Source organism: Nocardia sp. GP40 (genome assembly GCF_050434125.1).
In the GTDB taxonomy this organism is placed as follows: Bacteria; Actinomycetota; Actinomycetes; order Mycobacteriales; family Mycobacteriaceae; genus Nocardia; species Nocardia albiluteola.
On the sequence record NZ_JBNPVW010000018.1, the window covers coordinates 34049 to 49780 of the forward strand.

Sequence of the window (15732 nt, forward strand, 5' to 3'; positions counted from 1 at the left end):
CACAGCGTGGGTTTCTTGCTTGCCCCCACTATACCCACAGTGTGGATTTAATCAAGGGGGTAGTGCAGAATGGCCGCATGCCAACTCACGCTTCCCCGACTCGTCGCGGACGACCGCCGAAAGGCGCTGGTCAGCTTTCCCGGGCGACGATCGTGGCGGCGACCCTCGAGGTCATCGACCGCGAGGGCGTCGACGCCGTGGGTATGCGGGCGGTCGCCCGGGTGCTAGGGGTCGATGCCAAGAGCCTGTACAACCACGTCGAGGGCAAGGACGGGCTGCTCGACGCGGTCGCCGAGCACATCCTGGGCTCCATCGAGTTCCCTTCGCGCCGCGGCGATCTCCGCGGCGACCTGCGCGCCATCGCCGATGCGTTCCGCGCTCGCGCCCTGGAGCATCCCGCGGCGTCGGCATTGATCCTCACGCGGCAACTGGCATCGGTGGAGGGTCTGGCGCCGATCCAGTCCGTCCTCGAGATTCTGCGCGCCGCCGGTTGTCCCGCCGAACAGGCGGTTCATCTCTTGCGAACGCTGCTGGCCGCCCTCATCGGCACCCTTCTCCGCGAGGTCAACGCGGGCCCCACCTATGGCACTAGAGACATCGCCGGCATCGCCGCGCGCCGCGCGGCACTCGAACAATCGGGGCTGCCCGCCGTCGTCGAGGCCGCCGCGCACCTCGCCAGGTTCGACAGCCAGGCGGAATTCGACTTCACAATGGACTTCGCGATCGATGCGGTCCTCGCCCGTATCGGCCAGGTCGAATAGTCCGTCGGCGCTACTCCGGCACGTACGGCTCGCCATCCGCGCGGGGCGGGCGGACCTGGCCGACGGCGCCCGCCACGGCGATGACCGTCAGCAGGTAGGGAGTCATCTGCAGGACCTCGGTGGGTATGGGTATCGCCAGTACCTGGAGCTGGCCCTGAAGGGCCTTGGTGAATCCGAAAAACAATGCGGCGCAGGTTGATCCGATGGGGTGCCAGCGGCCCATGATTACCGCGGCCAGGGCGATGAACCCGTTTCCGGCGGCCATTTCCTTGGTGAATCCACCGGTCGAGCCGATGGTGAAGTAGGCGCCGCCCAGGCCCGCCACCGCCCCGCCGAGCAGTACCGCCTGGTAGCGGATTCGAACGACGCCGATCCCGACGGTGGCCGCCGCGCGGGGATGTTCGCCGACCGCCCGCACGCGCAGGCCCCACCGGGTCCGGTAGAGCGCGACGGTGATCACCGCGACGAGCACCACCATCGCGTACACCAGCGCGGTCTGATCGAAGATCGTCGGGCCCAGCACAGGAATCGACGACAGCACCGGCACCGCGATCGGCTGCAGCGTGCCGGGATTGTTGAACCGCGCCGAGCCGTTGGCCAGGGCCGTCAGCTGATCGAACAGGTATCCGGTGATGCCGGTGGCGAAGACGACCAACACCACGCCGAGCACGATCTGGTTGACCAGATAGCGAATCGAGAACACCGCCAGCAGCCACGCGATGAACACACCGGCGACGATCGCCGCTAGCGCACCGACGACGAAACTGCCACTGACCGTGGCGACGACGGCCGCGGCAAGGGCGCCGGAAAGCAATTGCCCCTCGATGGCGATATTGATGACGCCCGCGCGTTCGCACAGCACGCCCGCGAGCGCACCCAGAATCAGCGGCGTCGACAGTGCCAGGGTGCCCTGAATCTGGTTGGTGAGCGGAAAGGTCTTGCCCGCCGCGGCCCAGCAGATGAACGTCACCACGAACGCGATGCCGAATAGGGCGAATAGCGCACCCGCCCACCGGCCCAGACCGCGCCAGAGGTGGACGGCGGCGATGAACAGTGCGACCACCGCCAGCACCCACGCGGTCGGGGCCGCGGGCAGCCGGATCGGCGACGGGCCCGACGACCCGGGCGTGGCCAATCCGAAGGCGACGTCACCGGATCCGGTGATCGCCGCGAGCACGACCGCTATCACCGCGAGCACCGCCAGTAGCACGCCCAGCCGTATCCTGCGGCGGCGCAATTCCGGGGATTCCAGCCCCCGCGCGGTCCCGCCGCCCTCTCCGCCCGGGCCGATCTCGGTGCTCGTGAACGCGCTGGCCGTCGTCCCTGTACTCAAACCTGTTGCGCTCGCGGCAGTCCCCGCACGTTCGTCCTGCGTGATCGCAGCCGTCCCCGCACGTGCGTCCTCCTCGGGTGAGGCGGCCCCCGCGCCCACCGTCGGCCGATTCTCCCCCTCGTTCGCACCCTTCGGTCGCCGGGCGCCTTCTCCGCCGCCGATATCCGCCGCCATCAGCTCCACCCCTTCGCGAGTACGGCCTCGGCGCCCTCGGCGCGGATCCGGAAGACGGTGCGCACCAACGCCGGTGCCGCGACCAGTACGACTATCACCGCTTGCAGCACGGTCACCAGTGTCAGGGGCGTGCCGGTCGCGGCCTGCATCTCGTTGCCGCCCGCATCGAGCGCACCGAAAAGCAGTGCTGCACAGACAGTTCCGATCGGGCTGCCGCGCCCGAGCAGCGCCACGGTGATACCGTCGAAGCCGAACGAGCCCGCGATCCCGTTGGTCAGTGGCAGATCGGTGCCCAACACTTGCTGGGCGCCCGCCAGTCCGGCCAGCGCGCCCGCGAGCAGCATCGCCAGTATGTAGGCACGGCCTACGCCGATTCCCGCGGTGCGTGCGGCGTCCGGATTCGCGCCGACGGCCCGGAGCCGGAAGCCCAGCGTCGAGCGGGAAAGCAACCACCACACCAGGATTGCCGCCAGTATCGCGACGGCCAGACCCAGGTGCAGCCGAGTGCCGCCGAATCGGGGCAGCTGCGCGCTCGGGTCGACCACCGGGCTGATCGGCTCGTTGCGGCCCGGGCGCTGCAGCGGTTTCGTGGTCAGCAGCCAGGTGAGGGCGTACAGGGCAACGTAATTGCCCATGATGGTGGAGATGACTTCGTGAGCTCCGGTGCGAGCCTTGAGAATTCCGGCGAGCCCGCCCCACACCGCGCCACCGGCCAGCCCCGCCGCGATGGCGACCACCACGTGGATCACCGGCGGCAGATGCACCGCGAATCCCACCCAGCCCGCGGCCAGCGCACCCGCGATGAGCTGGCCCTGCGCGCCGATATTGAACAGCCCGGTGCGGAAAGCCAGCGTCACCGACAGACCCGTGCAGATCAGCGGCGTCGCCGCGACCAGCGTTTCGGCGAGCTGCTGCCAGCCGCCGAAGGCGCCCAGGAACAGCGCCTTGTAGGTGTCGCGCACCGCGGCCCAGGCCGCGGTCACCGAATCCATCGGGCGCGCAGCGAAATACCCGAGGTCCGCGGTCACCGTCGGACTGCTGACGACGATCAGCACCGCACCCACGACGAGAGCCAGCACCACCGCGAGAGCGCTGACCGCCAACTCCCGCAGCCATTTCCGGTTCAACATTGCCTGCCTCCCCTCGGCACCGCATGCTCGGCCACCACCGTGCATCGCCCGATCCCCGGTCCAACCACGTGCGTACCCCCGCACATCGCGCACCCCGCCACCGCGGCGCAGCACGCAGCCCCAGCGCGAGCCACATGCGCATCTCCGTGCATCGCACGTACGGCCACGACCGCGCCTCCGGCCGCCCCACGAAAGGCCGTGTCCACACACCCCCTCATCGCACACCCCCGGAATGCCCCACATCCGCGCCCGCCATCATCAAACCCAGCCGATCACGCGGAGTCTGCGGCCCGACGACGCCGACGATGCGCCCATCGAACATGACGATGATCCGGTCCGACAGCGCGTAGATCTCGTCCAGTTCGGACGAGACGATCAACACGGCGGTGCCCCGATCGCGTTCGCGCACAATGCGGTTGTGCACGAATTCGATCGAGCCGACGTCGAGTCCACGGGTCGGCTGACCGGCGATGAGCACCTCGAGCGGCCGCGACAGCTCGCGCGCCAGCACCACCTTCTGCTGGTTGCCTCCCGAGAGGGAATCCACCGGATCCGAGGCCGAGCGGACACGGATATCGAACTCCTCGATGCGCCGGGCGGCGTTGCGCTGCACGGCATTCGGCGATATCACCCCGCGGCGGGAGAATTCGGGCCGGTCGACGAGATCCAGGATCAGATTCTCCGAGACGCTGAAGGACCCCACGAATCCATCGTGGTGCCGATCCTCGGGCACGTAGCCGATTCCCGCGTCGAGATGCTCGCGCGGCGTGCGGCCCGCCAGTTCCCGGCCGCCCGCGGTGATCGATCCCCGGACCGGAATCGCCAGTCCGAGCAGCGCATTGATCAGCTCCGACTGCCCGTTCCCGACGACGCCCGCGATACCGACGATCTCACCAGCCTCGACCCGGAAGGACACGTCGTCGACGACCGTCGCGCCCGCCGCGTCGACGACGGTGAGGCCGTCCACGACCAGTTTCGGCCCGCTCGGCCGCGCCTCGGACTTGGTGACCACGAGCTCCACGGACCGGCCGACCATCAGCTCGGCGAGTTCCGCCTCGGGAGTGGTGGGTGCGGCGGTGGCGACGACCGCACCACGGCGGATCACCGTGATGCGGTCCGCGAGCCGAATGACCTCCTTGAGCTTGTGCGAGATGAAGATGATCGAGGTGCCACCCGCGGCGATCGCGCGCAGCACCTCGATCAGCTCGCCGATCTCCTGCGGGGTGAGCACGGCGGTCGGCTCGTCCAGAATCAGCACCTCGACGTCGTTGGCCAGCGCCTTGAGGATCTCCACGCGCTGCTGCTCGCCCACCGACAGGTCCGACACCCGCGCGTCGGCGTGCACGGCCAGCCCGTACCGCCGCGACAACTCCTCCACGCGCCGCCGGGCCGCGGAGCGGTCGAGCAGGCCGAGGCGGTCGGCCGGCTCGCGACCGAGCATGATGTTCTCGGCGACGGTGAATACCGGAACGAGCATGAAATGCTGGTGCACCATGCCGATTCCGGCGGCGATCGAATCCCGGGGCGATCGACACTCCCACGGTTCGCCGTCGAGCAGGATCTGCCCCTCGTCCGGCTGGAGCAGCCCGTAGAGCATATTCATCAGGGTGCTCTTGCCGGCGCCGTTTTCGCCCAGCAGGCAGTGGATCTCGCCCGGCTCCACGGTCAGGTCGATATGATCGTTCGCCACCAGGGTGCCGAATCGTTTTGTCAAACCCCGCAATTCGAGCCGCATGACATCAGCTCGTCGGCTGGGCCTTGGATTTGATCGTCACCTTCCCGCTGGCAATATCCGCTGCCAGCGCGGTGATTTCGGACTTCAGGTCGGCCGGGATGGTGGCATCGAACGTGTGATACGGGGCCAGGCTCACCCCCTTGTTCGCGAGCGTCCCCACGTAGGCGGTATTGCTGAACTGCTTGTGGTACGCGTCGGTCACCGTCTTGGTGACCGCGACGTCCATGGCCTTCTCCACGCTGCTGAGCAACACCGGACAGTATTCCGCCGCGCTCACGCAACCGTCGGTGTCGACCCAGACCCCGGTTACCTTGCCGCCGGAGGACTTCGCGGCCTCGAGCGCGCCGAGCCCGGCCGGGCCGGCGACGGGCATCAGCACGTCGGCGCCCTGGCTGATCAGATCGTCGGCCTTGGTCTTCGCGGTGTTCTTGTCCGAGAAGTCGTTCGTGATCACGCCCTGCTGCGTGGCCTCGTCCCAGCCCAGCAGCTGTACCTGCTTGCCCTTCTGCTGGTTGTAATAGGCGACGCCCTCGGAGAATCCGTCCATGAAGATCGCCACCGTCGGAATGTTGATGCCGCCGAAGGTGCCCACCTTGCCGGTCTTGGACATGCCCGCGGCCAGATAGCCCGCCAGGAACGCGGGCTGGGCGGAATTGAAGGTCAGGCCCTGCAGATTCGGCAGCGGCGGATTCTTCACCGTATCGGTGTACGCGTTGTCGACGATGGCGAAGTCGATATTCGGATTCGCCTTGGCCGCGGCGTATGTCGCATCGCCCAGCTTGAAGCCCACCGTGACGATGATGTTGCACTTCTGCCGAACCATGGTGTCGATATTGCTCGGATAGTCGTTGTCGGACTTGGATTCCAGCTGCGACTTCGAAATGCCCAGCGCGGTCACGGCATCGTTGAGGCCCTTGAACGAGGTTTGGTTGAACGACTTGTCGTCGAACCCACCGGAATCGGAGACCATGCACGCCTTGAAGTTCTTGGCGCCCGGATCGGCGGCGGTGTTCTGCTGGGCCGGTGGGCTGCCGCACGCCCCGACGGTCAGCGCGAGAATTCCCGCGGTGGTGACAGTGCGCAGCCAGCTACCCATGAGAGCCTCCTGAAAAGGGGTATCCGGCAACATAACTCACCGACGCCGACCTCGCACCGAAATCGCGGGCACTGGCGGTCTCGTCCGGGCAATACGGGTTCGCGCCCGGTCACCGCCGGTGCAACGACGCCGTCATCGCCTCGATTGTGCGGCGCCATGATTCGCTGCGAGGGTCGATGACAGCGAAGTGGTCTCCCGGGGGCTGCACGAGTTCGACCCGGTCCCCCGCCGCCGTGGCCCGGCGGGCGTAATGGCGGGTGATCTCGCGCAGATCCGGGACATCCGCGTCACCACAGACCGCCACCTGCGGTATTCCGATCGGGACTCGCTCCAGCGGCGAGGAGCTCCGGTACACCTCCGAGGCGGGGTGGTATCGGTGGCCGAGCGCGGCCTGCACCGCGCCGTCGCCGAGCCCGCGCTCGTCGGCGGTGCGCAGATCCAGCACCCCCGCCAGGCTCACCAGCAGCGCGGGCCGGACGGGGGCCCCGGACGCAACCGCGTCCGCACCCGCCCGCAGGGCCAGCTGCCCGCCCGCCGAATGCCCGAGAACGACCACACGATCCCGATCGAAAGACGCGGGCGCCGCGCCGATCGCGGCCAGGGCGGCGGCCACGTCCGCGGTGGTCGCGTCCCAGCCGTGCGCGCCCGGGCGGCGATATTCGATGTTCCACGTCGCGAATCCGCGCGCGGTCAGGTCGACGGCGGCGGCATCCATCAGGTCCCGGTCCCACCACGGTTTCCAGTAGCCGCCGTGGATCAGCACGGCAACGGGGTGCGGCCCCGGACCCGCCGGGGTACGCACGTCGACGACCTGCTCCGCCCGCTCGCCGTACGAGACGAGGGTCGCGGGCCGCAGCCTGTGAAAGTACCAGGCGTCCACGGCATAACGAAGCCCGTCGAGTCCACGGCCGCGAATGTATGTGCGCACTCCTCCGGCATCGATGCGGTCACGGGCAACGAGGTCGACGTGAACGAACTCGGCGCCGGGGACCTCGGCGAGCCGCACGACACCGGGAACAACCACGGAATCCGGTGCGGCACTGCGAATCACCGAGTCGAATCCATGCGCATCCCCGGCGAATCGCACGTCGCCGGCCAGCCCGCGCTGCGCGAACGCGGACCCGAGCACCTCGCGCGCGGTGTCCGGATCGGTGACCGCGTCCGGACCGAAGATCACCGTGGGGCCGGGCTCTGGGACTGTGCTCATATTACGCAATCCTAGCGCTCGACACGATTAAGTAATATGGTCGTTGCCGACGACGCGCCGGCCTGGCCGTGCGGGTTGTCACCCACGAGGATCTACGAGGGAATCACCATGACGGTCGAAGGCAATGTCCGCGTGATCGAGGAGCAGATCGTCACCGACTTCCGCGCGGAGATGAGTTACGGGGCCTACCTGGACCTGGACACGCTGCTCAGTGCGCAGCACCCCGTCAGCCGGCCCGAGCACCACGACGAGTTGCTCTTCATCATCCAGCATCAGACCACCGAACTGTGGCTGAAGCTGATCCTGCACGAAACACGCGCCGCCCGTGCGGCATTCGACAACGACGACATCGGCGTCGCGCTCAAGTGCATCGCCCGGGTCAAACACATCCAGAAGACGCTCACCGAGCAGTGGTCCACGCTGGCGACGCTCACCCCCACCGAGTACGCGCAGTTCCGCGACTTCCTCGGCCATTCCTCGGGCTTCCAATCCCATCAGTACCGGGCCGTGGAGTTCATCCTCGGCAACAAGAACGCGGGCATGCTCGCGGTGTTCGAGTCCGACCCCGCCGCGCATCGCGAGCTCGAGACGCTGCTGTACGAGCCGAGCCTGTACGACGCGTTCTGGCACCATCTGGCCCGCAGCGGACTCGACGTGCCGCGCTCGACCCTCGATCGGGATGTCAGCCGGGCCTACGTCTTCGACCCGAACCTGATGCCGCTGGTGAAGTCCGTGTACGAGCACGCGGACGAGCATTGGTCGGTCTACGAGGCATTCGAGGAGCTCGTCGACCTCGAGGAGAACTTCCAGCTGTGGCGGTTCCGGCACCTGCGCACCGTGCTGCGGACCATCGGCATGAAATCCGGCACCGGCGGTTCCAGCGGGGTCGGCTTCCTGCAGCGCGCCCTCGATCTCACCTTCTTTCCCGAATTATTCGCCGTGCGAACCGAAATAGGGCGTTCCACGACGTGATGCCGGGCACCGTGCCAAATTCCTCCGCCATCCTCGACGACCTGGATGCACGGCCCGGCAGCGTCACCTCACTGGCCCGCACCGTGCTCGGGGCGTACGCCCGCCACCTCGGCGGCTGGATCGCGATCGCCGACCTCGCCGAGCTGATGTCGGTACTCGGCGTGCCGCCGCAGAGCACCCGCACGGCCGTCGCACGCCTGAAGAGCAAGGGCATCCTGGACGCCGAAGTCCGTGGCGGCCGTAGCGGATACGCGGTCACCTCCGCCGCGGAGGGCATGTTCGCGCGCGGCGACGCACGGATCTTCGGATTCCGCCGGATGCGGCCGGGAGATCCGTGGCGGCTCATATCGTTCGGCATCCCCGAGTCCGAACGCGCTGCGCGGCACCAGCTTCGGCGCCGACTATCCTCGATCGGCTGCGGCACCGTCTCGGCCGGGCTGTGGATCTGCCCCGACTACCTCTCGGCCGAGGTCACCGCGATCGTGACCGCCCTGAACCTGAGCGAGTACGTGACCTCGTTCCGGGTCACCGATCTGGACACGCCCGGCACCGCCCCCGCCACCGCCGCGCGCTGGTGGGACCTCGACGAGCTCGCGCGCCGGCACCGCGAATTCCTCACGCACACAGAGGAACCCGGGCAACCCGACGACACCACCGGCCGCGCCGCATTCGGCCGCTTCGTCCCGATCCTGGACCGGTGGCGCACCATTCCCTATCTCGACCCCGGCCTCCCCGAGGACATGCTGCCCCCGGACTGGCCCGGCCCGGCCAGCGTCGACCGGTTCGCCGCCGCATATCGGCGCTACCTCGACAGCAGCAGACGATGGGCGGCCTCCATCGCCGCGCATCCGTAAACTGCAGGAGCACCAAGTCACCCAGAAACCCGCCGACACGGGCGTGGTGAGCACGGCCGTATTCGACGACACCTGCGGCAACCTGATCCAGATTCAGTCCGTCAACGGCCGGTGAAACCCGCCGGTCCGAACGCGATGAAGCAACAGGATTGGTATCTTTGATACATGGCCGCAGCACGGGACGACATGGACGAACGGCTCCTCGACGCCACCCTGCAGCGCGTGCTCCAGGTCGGCATCCGCCGCGCCAGCCTCGACGATATCGCCCGTCGCGCGGGGGTCAACCGCGTCACGATCTATCGCCGCTTCACCACCAAGGAGAACCTGATCGAGGCGATGCTGACCCGGGAGATCCAGCGGACGCTGGCCGAGGTCACCGCGATCGCCACCGCCACCACGGGCACCGATCACCAGATCGAGGAAGCCATCGTCCACGTGCTGCGCCAGACGCACGCCCATCCGCTGGTCACCAAGCTGCTGGATGTCGCTCCCGAGGAGATCCTGGATTTCTTCACCGTGCGCGGCCAGCAGGGCGTGGCGCTGGGCATCGGCTATATCGTCCAGATCCTGCAAAGCTCCCAGCAGTCCGGCGTCATCGATACCTACGACCCGCATCCGGTCGCGGAACTCCTTGCCCGCCTGGCGCATTCGGTGCTGCTGACCCCGACCGGCGGACTGGATTTCCGCGACGACGCCCAGGTTCGCGCCTTCGTCGCCGCCGGCATCGTGCCCCTGGTCCAGCACGGACTGCCGACGCGCTCGGAAACCACTTCGCGACAACAGGATCGGGCGCGGTTGTAGGGGCCTCACCGATCTGCGCCCGGTCGGGGAAGCCGGTGGACTGCTGATCGAGTACCAGGCTCAGCGAAAACCGAAGAACCGGTCCCACCAACTCGGCTCCGCGGAACCGGAGAAGGGCATGAGGGTGGGGCCGTCATAGCGGTGCGCGAGAAGCTCTTCCGGGATCACGACCCAACCCGATTCGGCCAGAACCCGCTGAACCGTGTCGAGGTCACCGGCGTCGAGCCCACCTTCGGCGCGCGCATCATCGATACCGAGGAAGGCGCCGGGGTTTTCGACCGCCACCATGACCAGCGGGCTGAAATTGCTCACCAGGACAACGATTCTCGTCCCGCACACCGTAGCCGGACCCGGCACCACGACCCGGCAGTATTCGGCGGAGTCCTGGTCCGGCTCGATCGCACAGTGCGTCGAGAAGACAGAGCCGAGGTGTGCGGCCGGACGGCCGACCGACGCCGCGAGCTCGGCGTCGTTGTAGCCGACCGGCCATTCCGGCGCCTCGGGATCGTCCAAACCGCGCAGAATTTCCATCAGCTTCGCATCGTTCTCCACGCACCCTCCCATCACCGGATACGCACGCTCCCGCGGTCGGCCCTCGGAGTGTAGGGGGCGTCGTTCGGGCGCCGTTCAAAGAATGATCACCTGGGCATAACCTCGCGCTGGCACCTTGGCGGCGTGCACGATGTGGCGAGGACCGGAGCGGCACGACCTGCCGAGCGATTCCACCGAGCCTGCGAGGCGGTGGTCGCGCGGCTGCCGTTCGGGTTGAATACCGTTGTCGCACCGACCTTTCTGGGCTTCGCGGTGATCAACAGCGGCACCTTCGGTGTCGACCTGCTGCTGCTGACCCTGCTGCACGGCGGGCTACGATGGCCGGTGCCGATTGCGGTGACTCTGGCGTATGTGTGCGCCTTCGCACTGAGCTATGTGCTGAACCGGACGCTGAACTTTCGGTCCCACTCGGCGGTGGGGCCGCAGATCGCGGTGTATGCCGGCGTCGTGGTGGTGAACTACCTGGCGTTCATCCTCGGGGTTTCCGCGGTGCTGGCCGCGCTCGGTGTGGAATACCACCTGGCCCGCCTCGCCGCGGGCGCCTGCGAGGCGGTGTACATGTACTGCGCGATGCGGTGGGTGGTGTTCCGCCGCGCGGGCTGAGGTCCGCCATCCCGTGCGTCCCGATGTCAGCCACTTTTGAGCCGGCCGAGGCTGTGCCCAGCCTCGGCTGCAGCGTGGGCTCGTTCAGCGGCTGTGCAAACCTTCAGATGTGCAGCCGCGGCGCCCGATCGGCCTACTCTCCTTCCGGGAAGTCGTACCGCGACGGTACGGCCGCCGCACCGTTCGCGGATCCATAGGTGACGACGATCTCGTCATGGGCTCCGAGGGCAATATCGGCCGGGTTCCCTTCTCGCGGAACACCGTTGACATACACGCGCACGGTCTTGCCGTTTCCGGCGTGCAGCGCGCCGACATTATTGGACGACAGGCTCACACCCCACTCCCTGAAGAACTCACCCAGGGTGAATGTGTGCTGTGTGGGCGACTCGATATGAATCACGCCGCTGGTGTCGTGGGTGTGCACCGGGCTGATCGTGCCGCGGCTCAGGTCGATGCCGACCAGTGCGGGCACCGGGACCGGCTTGCCGTCGACGACCACATCCAGATGCGAGTGGATATGCAGCACGGTGCCCTCGGCATCGAGCATCGGCAGTCCAGCGGCCCGGACCGCCGCCGTCGCGTCGGCGGGCGCGGGCCACGGCGGCGGCGTATCGGCCCCGACCGCCACGGTGGCGGGGACATCGCCGCGCGCTGCCGGGCCGGCGCCGCCGTGCTGCCTGACCAGGGCGAAGGCGATCACCGCCGCGAGCGCGATGACGACAACCGCGGCGGCCGCGGCCAGGAGGCCGCCGGTCCGCCGCCCGCGGGCGCGTGCCACCGCATTGCCCGCAGAGGTGCTGGGTCGAGAGATTTTCTTGTGTACCACGGGTTTTCCATTCTCAATCGGTCTGTCGGGATCGGATGCGGGCGCCGTCCGGGCATGAGTTCCGACGGCCCTGCTGCACGCGGGGCCGGTTCCGACACACACATCGGACGCCACGGCAACGACGGGCGCCGGGCAGGGAAGAAGCCCGAACCAAGGCATCGTCGTCGGCGCGGGAGCGCGGATCGCGCGATCTATGTCCGCAGCACGCAGAGTTGAGAAAGGGTGAGCGCGCGTGGCAACACGCAGGTCGGCCGACGGAAGTTCACCGGTCCGAAGGGGCGAACCCGCGGCATCGACCGGATCGGGGACAGCATCGCCACAGCGGTCAGCAAGGCCAGGAATACCGCCAGGCAGGCCATCGTGACCTGGCCCGCCGGATGGATCCGATCGCCACCGCCGTGCGAAACCATCGCCGCGGCAGCGACGTTCCCCTCGCCGGGCGCGGGCACGGGTGTCGCATCGTCCCCGATATGCGACATCGCGACACAGTCACCGTCGCTGTTGATCAGGATCCGGACTGCCGGAACGGTCGGACCGCCACCATCGGCGGCGCAGTGTGCGTTCTGCAGCAGGAACATGCCCAGCAGCACGGCGGCGGCGACGAGCAGCCGGCCCGCGCCGACGCGCCGCGGGGCAGACCGCACAACCGTCACGCCCGCCGATCCTACCGGCCCGGCGCTGCCTTCATCGGGCCTCGGGGTCGAGCGCCGGCACCGAACGGCCGCCGTCGACCGGCACGGTGGCTCCGTTGATGAAGCCGGCATCCCCCGACAGCAGGAACTCGACGGCGGCGGCGACTTCCTCGCTCGTGGCGACACGGCCCACCGTCGTGACCGAGCCCGGTGCTACCGCGTTCGCCCGGATCCCGTGCCGGCCGTACTCCACGGCCAACGCCCTGGTCAGCCCCTCGATTGCGGCCTTGGCGGTGCTGTACGACAGCGCGCCGGGGACCGGTCGGCGGGCTTGATGGGAACTGATATTCACAATCGAGCCGCCCGCACCGGCGGCGAGGAAACGGCGCACGGCGGTCCCGGAACCGACGACGACGGGCCGCAGGTTCGCGTCGACGAGGTCCAGTACCAGGTCCGCCCCGCCGGAATCCAGTGCGGCATCACGGAATACGGCGGCGTCTCCCGCAACCACGGTGACCCGCCCCCGCGCCCACGACAGCGACTCGGCATCACGCTCGACGACTACCACCGCGTGCCCGCGGGTCAGCAGCCGTTCCACGATTGCGCGGCCGATTCCGCGTCCGCCGCCGGTGACCACAGAGGACCGCGTCGTGGAACCGATGCCAGGGGATTACGATTCGCGGCGGGCGCGGGCGCGGCGCTTGCCCTCGTGCATCGCCTGCACGCGCGCCACCGGGATGGTGTGTCCCTCCGCGACGAGATCGGCAGGCAGCGGCTGCGGGGCGGGCATGTACTCGGTCCAGGGGTCGCGATCGCCGAGTTCGGTTGCGGCGGTGCGGATCGTGAAGTCGCGCGGGTCGACGTCGGGCAGGTCGGCCCAGCTGACCGGGAAGGACACGGTCGTCCCGGGCCGCACCCGCGGACTGTATGCCGCCACGACCGTCGCGCCGCCCGCGCGGGTGGAGTCGAGAAAAACCTTGCCGCCCCGGCCCTCTCGGATGAAGGCCGTGGTCGCGAGGGCGGGGTCCAGGCGTTCGGCGCGCGCGGCGACAGCGCGGGTGGCGGCCGCGGCGTCCTCGATACTCACCCCGGGCCCGATCGGGACGAAGATGTGCACGCCCTTGGAGCCGCTGGTTTTCACCGCTCCGGCGAGCCCGTCGGCTTCCAGTGCCCGGCGGATCAGTTCGGCGGCATCCACCACCTGCCGGAACGGACTGCCGAGTGCGGGATCGATATCGAGCACGAGATGCGTTGGGCTGCCGGAATAGTCGGCCAGGCCCGCCGCGGCCAGCAGCGTCACGTGGTACTCGACGGCACGCTGATTGCCGAACCACAGCAGCGTCCGGACGTCGTCGCACAACGCGTACGACACTTCGCGTTTCGAGCTCTCCGCCCACACCGTCACCCGGTGCACCCAGTCGGGTGTGTATTTCGGCAGATTCTTCTGCATGAACTGCTCCTGCCCCGGCCGCACCCGCACCACCGACAGCGGCCGCTCCCGCAGCCCCCGGACCAGCCGCTCCCCGACGGCCTCCAGGTAGTCCAGGAGATCCCCCTTGGTCGCGTCGCTCCCGTCGAACAGCGGACTGTCGAGACTGGTCAGCTTCAATCCCTCACGGGCACCCTGACTCATGGCCGGATTCCACCTCCGCACTCGATCCGCCGAGACCGCCCGGCCCGTCGACGCGACTGGGCCCCGCACTCGGCATGGTGCGGCCGGCCGACGCTGTCATGCACCGGACCGATCGTTCGCTCGTAGGCTGGCACCGGCCTACCTTGCGCCCGATCGACGGGCACGTCAATCACCGTCGAGGCCCGCATTCGTCCGGGGCGGGCAGGCAGAGCGAGAACCGGCCCGGCCCCCGGCTCGCGAACCGCGCGACATCAGCCCTCGGGAACATCCGGTAGCGACAACCGACCGGCCAGGCGGGCCTGGATCGCGGCGATGCGCCGCTCGGTGGGCGGATGGCTGTGCAACCATCCGACGATCGGGGGCAGCGACGGCGCCTGCGGCTCGGAGGCCCACTGCCGCAGGACCTCGCACTGCTCCTCGCCGTACCCGAGATCGACGGACAACCGGTCGGCCCGGGTCTCCCCCAGGCGCGAGACGGCGGCCTCGGCCAGGGGCTGCACGACGAGCAGTGGGATCAGGACCAGCGTGACGAGCCAGCCGAACGTCAGGATCAGCACCACGCCGACGGCCAGGTAGGCGGCGAGCACACCCGTGGCCCACACCACCAGCACCGCCGGCCGGAAGACCACGGGCACGTCCCGATCGCGCCGCTCGGCCGCGGTCCGCACGGTGTCGTCGGCGGCCCTCAGCAGCAGTCCGAGCAGGCGGAACAGCAGCGTGACCGGCAGGCCGTACCAGCGGGCCAGCACCCGCATCTGCGGCAGCGCATCCAGGTGGTGACCGAGTTCGTGGGCCAGTACCGCCTCCAACTGCCTCGGGGTGAGTTCGCGCAGCGCCCAATCGGTCACTCCGACAATCCGTCCCGCGGCCGCGTACGCATTGACCGACGTCGACTTCTCGACCCAGAGCGAGTATCGGGTACCGTCCACTCCCGCCGAGCCGCACACCGCGCGCCACGCGGACTCCAGCCGGGGCCCCTCGACCCGTGACGAACGCCGGAATCCGTAGACGGTCAGGGCCAATGCCGCACTGTTCCGGCCGACGAACACGGTCACTCCGGATGCCAGCCACATCGCCATCAGAAATGCGGCGAGCTGCCAGTCGAGCAGCAGTCCCGGCGCCCCGACGAGCGCACCGCCGATGGCCATCGTGGGCAGTGAGACACACAGCGCCGCAGGCGGATACACATATCGCTCGAGACGCTCGCGCCACCGCGCACCGCCGAGCAGCCGCTGCCCTCGAGACTCCGGCGCCTCCCAGTAGGCGCTGTACGCCGTGTCCCAGGACGGTCGCGTGAGGGCGGGCTGCCGCGTGCGTGACCAGCCGCGGCGCGTGCGGCGGCCCTTCGGTCGGAATACGGACATCGCGCCCTCCCCTTTCGCGCGGAGATGGGCGCCCGGCAGTCTGGCACCCAGCCTTTCCC

16 protein-coding genes are annotated in these 15732 nt (G+C 68.7%); 5 read left to right on the forward strand and 11 right to left on the reverse strand.

From position 1 onward, the window contains the following. Window positions 1–77: 77 nt before the first annotated feature. Window positions 78–761, forward strand: coding sequence for a TetR/AcrR family transcriptional regulator (locus tag ABH933_RS38625; protein WP_215917058.1), 684 nt, complete (start codon window positions 78–80; stop codon window positions 759–761). A 10-nt stretch (window positions 762–771) separates the two neighbouring features. Here ABH933_RS38625 and ABH933_RS38630 read toward each other — a convergent pair whose 3' ends face one another. From ABH933_RS38630 to ABH933_RS38650, 5 genes are all read right to left on the reverse strand, one after another. Then, window positions 772–2268, reverse strand: coding sequence for an ABC transporter permease (locus ABH933_RS38630; protein WP_429419508.1), 1497 nt, complete (start codon window positions 2266–2268; stop codon window positions 772–774). Further along, window positions 2268–3398, reverse strand: coding sequence for an ABC transporter permease (locus ABH933_RS38635; RefSeq protein ID WP_429419506.1), 1131 nt, complete (start codon window positions 3396–3398; stop codon window positions 2268–2270). Before ABH933_RS38635 ends, ABH933_RS38630 begins: the two co-directional genes overlap by 1 nt. A gap of 214 nt (window positions 3399–3612) precedes the next feature. After that, window positions 3613–5112, reverse strand: coding sequence for an ABC transporter ATP-binding protein (locus ABH933_RS38640; protein WP_429419504.1), 1500 nt, complete (start codon window positions 5110–5112; stop codon window positions 3613–3615). 25 nt (window positions 5113–5137) lie between these two features. After that, a complete protein-coding gene (locus ABH933_RS38645) occupies window positions 5138–6229 on the reverse strand; it encodes a BMP family lipoprotein (RefSeq protein ID WP_215917055.1) in 1092 nt (363 codons plus the stop codon). Window positions 6230–6338: 109 nt separating this feature from the next. Further along, window positions 6339–7436, reverse strand: a complete 1098-nt coding sequence (locus tag ABH933_RS38650; RefSeq protein ID WP_429419502.1) for an alpha/beta hydrolase — start codon at window positions 7434–7436, stop codon at window positions 6339–6341. A gap of 108 nt (window positions 7437–7544) precedes the next feature. Here ABH933_RS38650 and ABH933_RS38655 point away from each other — a divergent pair, with 108 nt between their 5' ends. From ABH933_RS38655 to ABH933_RS38665, 3 genes are all read left to right on the forward strand, one after another. Then, window positions 7545–8408, forward strand: coding sequence for a tryptophan 2,3-dioxygenase (locus ABH933_RS38655; RefSeq protein ID WP_429420184.1), 864 nt, complete (start codon window positions 7545–7547; stop codon window positions 8406–8408). An 11-nt stretch (window positions 8409–8419) separates the two neighbouring features. Continuing rightward, window positions 8420–9262: a PaaX family transcriptional regulator gene (locus ABH933_RS38660; RefSeq protein WP_429419500.1), complete on the forward strand. Its 843-nt coding sequence runs from the start codon at window positions 8420–8422 to the stop codon at window positions 9260–9262. A 165-nt stretch (window positions 9263–9427) separates the two neighbouring features. After that, the gene (locus ABH933_RS38665; RefSeq protein ID WP_429419498.1) at window positions 9428–10063 is read left to right on the forward strand and encodes a TetR/AcrR family transcriptional regulator; all 636 of its coding nucleotides are present in this window, start codon (window positions 9428–9430) and stop codon (window positions 10061–10063) included. 60 nt (window positions 10064–10123) lie between these two features. On the opposite strand, the gene ABH933_RS38670 is transcribed toward ABH933_RS38665, so the two are convergent. Beyond that, a complete protein-coding gene (locus ABH933_RS38670) occupies window positions 10124–10615 on the reverse strand; it encodes a hypothetical protein (protein ID WP_429419495.1) in 492 nt (163 codons plus the stop codon). Between the two features lie 123 nt (window positions 10616–10738). Here ABH933_RS38670 and ABH933_RS38675 point away from each other — a divergent pair, with 123 nt between their 5' ends. Continuing rightward, window positions 10739–11218, forward strand: a complete 480-nt coding sequence (locus ABH933_RS38675) for a GtrA family protein (protein WP_429419493.1) — start codon at window positions 10739–10741, stop codon at window positions 11216–11218. A 133-nt stretch (window positions 11219–11351) separates the two neighbouring features. Here ABH933_RS38675 and ABH933_RS38680 read toward each other — a convergent pair whose 3' ends face one another. The 5 genes from ABH933_RS38680 to ABH933_RS38700 form a co-directional block, all read right to left on the reverse strand. Then, on the reverse strand, window positions 11352–12044 hold the full coding sequence (locus ABH933_RS38680; protein WP_429419491.1) for a hypothetical protein: 693 nt from the start codon (window positions 12042–12044) through the stop codon (window positions 11352–11354). A gap of 191 nt (window positions 12045–12235) precedes the next feature. Then, window positions 12236–12697 carry a hypothetical protein gene (locus tag ABH933_RS38685; protein ID WP_429419489.1) on the reverse strand — a complete coding sequence of 154 codons (462 nt, stop codon included), beginning with the start codon at window positions 12695–12697 and terminating at the stop codon, window positions 12236–12238. 31 nt (window positions 12698–12728) lie between these two features. Next, window positions 12729–13313 (reverse strand): SDR family NAD(P)-dependent oxidoreductase, encoded by a 585-nt coding sequence (locus ABH933_RS38690; RefSeq protein ID WP_429419488.1) that lies wholly within the window; start codon window positions 13311–13313, stop codon window positions 12729–12731. 33 nt (window positions 13314–13346) lie between these two features. Then, complete coding sequence (locus tag ABH933_RS38695) at window positions 13347–14309, reverse strand: DNA polymerase domain-containing protein (protein WP_429419486.1); 963 nt, start codon at window positions 14307–14309, stop codon at window positions 13347–13349. A gap of 251 nt (window positions 14310–14560) precedes the next feature. Next, window positions 14561–15673, reverse strand: a complete 1113-nt coding sequence (locus tag ABH933_RS38700; protein ID WP_429419484.1) for a M48 family metalloprotease — start codon at window positions 15671–15673, stop codon at window positions 14561–14563. Between the last annotated feature and the right edge of the window lie 59 nt (window positions 15674–15732).

Coding starts and splice junctions, on each gene's coding strand:
- ABH933_RS38650 (WP_429419502.1), bottom strand. CDS start 7,436: ATGAGCACAGTCCCAGAGCCCGGCCCCACGGTGATCTTCGGTCCGGAC.
- ABH933_RS38665 (WP_429419498.1), top strand. CDS start 9,428: ATGGCCGCAGCACGGGACGACATGGACGAACGGCTCCTCGACGCCACC.
- ABH933_RS38630 (WP_429419508.1), bottom strand. CDS start 2,268: ATGGCGGCGGATATCGGCGGCGGAGAAGGCGCCCGGCGACCGAAGGGT.
- ABH933_RS38645 (WP_215917055.1), bottom strand. CDS start 6,229: ATGGGTAGCTGGCTGCGCACTGTCACCACCGCGGGAATTCTCGCGCTG.
- ABH933_RS38625 (WP_215917058.1), top strand. CDS start 78: ATGCCAACTCACGCTTCCCCGACTCGTCGCGGACGACCGCCGAAAGGC.
- ABH933_RS38655 (WP_429420184.1), top strand. CDS start 7,545: ATGACGGTCGAAGGCAATGTCCGCGTGATCGAGGAGCAGATCGTCACC.
- ABH933_RS38700 (WP_429419484.1), bottom strand. CDS start 15,673: ATGTCCGTATTCCGACCGAAGGGCCGCCGCACGCGCCGCGGCTGGTCA.
- ABH933_RS38695 (WP_429419486.1), bottom strand. CDS start 14,309: ATGAGTCAGGGTGCCCGTGAGGGATTGAAGCTGACCAGTCTCGACAGT.
- ABH933_RS38635 (WP_429419506.1), bottom strand. CDS start 3,398: ATGTTGAACCGGAAATGGCTGCGGGAGTTGGCGGTCAGCGCTCTCGCG.